6 protein-coding genes and 1 pseudogene are annotated in these 3,993 nt (G+C 63.6%); 3 read left to right on the top strand and 4 right to left on the bottom strand.

Features of this window, described 5'->3' with window-relative positions; all coding sequences use genetic code 11:
• On the top strand, positions 1-300 hold a 300-nt coding region (locus KAZ48_10100; protein ID MBP7973141.1), incomplete at its 5' end, for a CDGSH iron-sulfur domain-containing protein.
• A gap of 147 nt (positions 301-447) precedes the next feature.
• Here KAZ48_10100 and KAZ48_10095 read toward each other — a convergent pair.
• From KAZ48_10095 to KAZ48_10080, 4 genes and pseudogenes are all read right to left on the bottom strand, one after another.
• On the bottom strand, positions 448-1,116 hold the full coding sequence (locus tag KAZ48_10095) for a hypothetical protein (GenBank protein ID MBP7973140.1): 669 nt from the start codon (positions 1,114-1,116) through the stop codon (positions 448-450).
• Positions 1,117-1,213: 97 nt separating this feature from the next.
• The gene (locus KAZ48_10090; GenBank protein MBP7973139.1) at positions 1,214-2,005 is read right to left on the bottom strand and encodes an anti-sigma factor; all 792 of its coding nucleotides are present in this window, start codon (positions 2,003-2,005) and stop codon (positions 1,214-1,216) included.
• A complete protein-coding gene (gene sigK, locus KAZ48_10085; protein ID MBP7973138.1) occupies positions 2,002-2,583 on the bottom strand; it encodes an ECF RNA polymerase sigma factor SigK in 582 nt (193 codons plus the stop codon). The genes KAZ48_10090 and sigK overlap by 4 nt, the downstream gene beginning before the upstream one ends.
• Positions 2,584-2,736: 153 nt before the next feature.
• Positions 2,737-3,219 (bottom strand): annotated as a pseudogene (locus tag KAZ48_10080) (SRPBCC family protein).
• 114 nt (positions 3,220-3,333) lie between these two features.
• Between KAZ48_10080 and KAZ48_10075 the strand changes: the two are divergent.
• Positions 3,334-3,561 (top strand): PLDc_N domain-containing protein, encoded by a 228-nt coding sequence (locus KAZ48_10075; protein MBP7973137.1) that lies wholly within the window; start codon positions 3,334-3,336, stop codon positions 3,559-3,561.
• A 64-nt stretch (positions 3,562-3,625) separates the two neighbouring features.
• Positions 3,626-3,993 (top strand): hypothetical protein (locus KAZ48_10070; GenBank protein ID MBP7973136.1); only part of this gene is annotated, 368 nt, incomplete at its 3' end.

Below are 3,993 nucleotides of genomic sequence, written 5' to 3'. Positions count from 1 at the left end.
AAGTCGCTCGTCGCCGGAATCGTGCACCACTGTCCGGGCGGCCGCTTGGGTCTTAAGGACCCGACTACGGGCGAGGAGCTTGACGAGCCAATCGCCGTCGGACTGGCCCTCATTGAGGACCCGCAACTCGGTGACCTCAGCGGACCACTACGGGCGAGCGGCGGCATTCCCGTCGTGAGTGCCTCGGGCGAGCAGTACGAGGTGCGCGATCGCCAGGCGCTATGCCGTTGCGGTGCCTCGTCAAACAAGCCGTTCTGCGACGGATCCCACGCGTCGGTGGGTTTTGCCGACGGACTCTAGGGGGCACGCAGTCCCCAGCACCAAAGAGTGCTCGAGGTAAAGGAACGACACTCACGACAAACACCGGCCCTGGGGGTAGATCACCCCAGGGCCGGTGCGTCTGCGTGAATACCAGCGCCGACGATGGGCGCGGACATCTCGCGATGGTTACTTGGTGTTCACCGTGATGGTTGCAACGCCGACGAGCATCTGATCCTGCACGGCGGTCGTCTTGAACGTGTCGTTGAGCACGGCGGCCGCGTCAGCCGAGATCAGAACGCGGGTGCCAGTCAGGATGGCGGTGTTGTTCGGGCCTGTTTGCAGCGGCTTCAGGGTGCTGCCGTCCAGGTTGAACAGGTACGCCTGCTTGGCTGCCTGCTTGCCGTTGACACTAACGTCGCCGTAGAGCTTGGAGACGCCCGGATCGATGGTGAAGTTGGTCAGGTCGACCTTGGTGTTGCCAGCCTCGAGGGAGAAGCCGCTGCCCTTATGGTCGATCGTTCCCTGGACGTACGGGGTCACGCTGCCGGGGGTGTAGTACGTGACGTTGCCGCCGGTGATCGGGAAGATTAGCGAGCCGTCCTTGAGCTTGGCAGTGCCGACGGTCCCGGGGGTGAGCTTCAGCGTGGTGAGTGCGTCGGTGAAGCTGCTGTCCAGCGCGACTGCGGTGTCGACGCCGGTCAGGTTGTCGATCTGAGCAACTGGTGCGGTGGAGACCGGACTGGCCGAGCTCGTGCTCGATGTTGACGAACCGGAATCGCTGCTACAGCCCGCTGCGGTGATGGCAAAGATTCCTGCTGCCGCGACGCCCATGACTGCCTTGGTCTTTGTGTTCATGATCTGACTCCTTCATCCTCGGTTGGTGTCTGTCGAGGGTGATTCGGAGCGGCCCGGGGGGCGGATTGGATTGCGGCAAAGAAATCTCAGATCGATGCTAAATCTGGATTGCGCCGATCGGTTTGGTGGTGGGCTGTGCGGATCCGCCAGTGGGCTCAACGGTCACGGCGATCGCAGCCGTTGACCGCTCATAGCCCTGCAGCGGCACCGCAGCTGATCCGTCAGTGCCGGGCGACCAGGTCCCTGCCGGGGTCGCGTTGCCAGCAGCATCCAACGTCCAGGATTGGTAGACCCGATCGGCAGGCAACGCGGGAACATCTCGAGCGAGCAGGACCGCCTGGCCCTTCTGGGCCGACGTGATGACCGCAGCTTTGGCCCCATCGTCAAACGTCAGCGACTTCAACCGCGCATCCGGCGCGGTCACCACCGCGTTGACCTCCTTGGCCTGTGCGGTCACGATGTCAGCGTCCTGGTTCTGCTGGTACGTGTAGAGACCTGCACCGCCCGCGACGACGCCGAGCACCACGGCTGCCGCAGCCAGGAGGTTCAGACTGCGCCTTCTTGGTGACCTGATGTCGCGACCAGCGCCGGTGGAGACCGACCCAGTCGCCGGCCGACCAGCGGACACCGGCGGCAGCACCTGCCGGGTGTTGGCGACCCGCGCTAGGACTGCGGCACGCATTCCTGCTGGCGGTTCACTCGCCTCGGCCGATCCGACGCGGGCGAGTGCTTCGCGCAATTCGGGAAGTTCTTGCGCGCATGATTCACAGGTTTGCAGGTGCCGCTCGAAGCGCACGCGCTCGATCTCGTCAACGGCATCCACTGCGTAGGCCCCGACGAGCAGGTGCTCGTCGTCGCTGTCAGTGTGCGCGTTTAGCTGGTCGTTCATGAGGTCACCCCCAATGCATCTCGTAGGTGAATGAGTCCGTCGCGGAGTCGGGTCTTGGCGGTGCCCAACGGGATCTCCAGCGTTGCCGCAACCTCGTTGTGGGTGTAGCCCTTGTAGTAGGCCAGTTCAATCGCAGATCGTTGAGTCTGCGTCAGCAACCCAAGCGCGTTCTTCACCTGGCGTTGCTCGAGTCTGGTTTCGACTGCGTCGGCAACGGTGTCTTGGTCCGGTTCGTGAGCGGCGACGCTGTAGCGGTAATCGCGATCCGAGGCGGACTGCGCAGACCGAACTCGATCGACGGCCCGACGGTGCGCCATCGTCAGGATCCAGGTCTTGCCCGACCCCTTGGCCCGGTCGAACCGCGGGGCCAGTCGCCACACTTCGACCAAGACATCTTGGGCGACCTCTTCGCTTTGCGCTGGATCGCGCAGAACACGCCTCACGAGGCCGAACACCGATCCCGCCATGACGTCGTACAGCTTGCGGAACGCGTCCTCGTCCCCGAGTGACGTCGCGACCAACAACTCGGTAATCACGTCGGGCTCGCTCGCGCTGACCGGCTGGGACTCGAACGGGATGACAGTCACTGCGTCCTCACCCCAATCGCGTTCGTTGCATACGTCCTCTGACAGTCATTCGTAGCGTAGGTCCCGGTGGATTGGTGGATCGGCGGGCCAATTTGGCGCGATCACTAGTGTCACCCGGCGTGCCGGGCCCTTGGGCAAACAGCGCTATCGCTCCGCGCTCTTGTACATCAGGGAGCCGGGCGTCGTCAGCAGCTCACCGGTTTCCAACCATGTCTTGAGTCCGGACAGGATCATCGGCCAGCCGCCGTAGAGTTCCTCGTTCGCACCGTCGCGCAATTGATCGTGGGTGACGACTAGCCGACACGAGTCCTCAACCTGCTCGATCTCCCACGTGATGCGGGAGGTTCCCTCCGCCTCAGCGTCGTCGGACCACAGCGCGGTCATCGACTGCACCAGCCGCCAGGGTGGATCAACCTCAAGGATCTCGCCTTTACCGAGTGGTCGGTCCATGCCTGGTACGGACATCTGGAACGAGGAGCCCTCGGTCCAGTCGGAGATGAGGCGGGCACCGAAGTTGTATTTGGCCCGGATCTCCGGATCGGTGATTGCGTTCCAAAGTCGGTCGGGGGTGGTGCGGATGTAGATCTCGAATACCTTCTCCATTGGATTCTCCGAACTGGTCTTGAGGCCGCTCCCGACAGATTGGTGACCAAAAGATAACGCGTCGATGCCAGTGTGTGCCGTACAGGTTTGGCCATTCCGGGGTATCGCAACCGGGCAGCGAGGAGTTGAATAGCCGCCATGGGACAAAGCGACAAGAAGCAATGGCAGGACCTCACGTCACGCCAGCAGCAACTGATCATCGTGGGTGGTGCGCTCGAGGCCATTCTCACGACCGTCTCACTGGTGGACTTGGCCCGGCGTGATCGCGCCGAGGTCCGAGGCCCCAAGTTGATGTGGGTGGCGGCGTGCGTCGTGCAACCGGTCGGCCCCATCGCTTACTGGGTGATCGGTCGTCGCCGCAGCTAGTCGATTCGTGCCCGCGTGAGCGCGGCGTTGAGCGCGCACGCCGCCGCTGCGGGACCATGTGGCCATGAGTTCATGGGCACAGAGCAAATCGGTTACCGGCCAGTGCTGGACGCTGGTCAAGGAGAACCGTTACTTCCTGGTGTTCCCGGTGGTTGCCTTCGCAATCGGGGTCGTTCTGATCCTGATCCTGGGCGTTCCCGCCGTGGTGTTGATGGCCAGCGGCACGGAAGAGGGCGCGCCCTGGCTGGCTGGCTTGGTGCTGCTCGTCGTCATGGCGTACCTCATCGCCTTCGGGACGCAGTTCTCGATGGCTGCGCTGGTCGCCGCCGCTGACGAGGAGCTACACGGGCGGCAATCGTCAGTAGGCGGTGGTTTCGGCCGTGCCCGCAAACGGATCGGCGCCATTGCCGCCTGGGCTGGACTGGCTGCTCT

Source organism: Candidatus Nanopelagicales bacterium, from assembly GCA_018003655.1.
Lineage (GTDB): Bacteria > Actinomycetota > Actinomycetes > S36-B12 > UBA10799 > JAGNDY01.
The sequence above is the reverse complement of the archived record's forward strand: the minus strand, read 5'-3'. Positions and strand labels throughout refer to the sequence as shown.

What these genes read in the sequence shown, in the direction of transcription:
- KAZ48_10095 (MBP7973140.1), bottom strand. Translation starts at nt 1,116, where the DNA reads ATGAACACAAAGACCAAGGCAGTCATGGGCGTCGCGGCAGCAGGAATC.
- KAZ48_10090 (MBP7973139.1), bottom strand. Translation starts at nt 2,005, where the DNA reads ATGAACGACCAGCTAAACGCGCACACTGACAGCGACGACGAGCACCTG.
- KAZ48_10075 (MBP7973137.1), top strand. Translation starts at nt 3,334, where the DNA reads ATGGGACAAAGCGACAAGAAGCAATGGCAGGACCTCACGTCACGCCAG.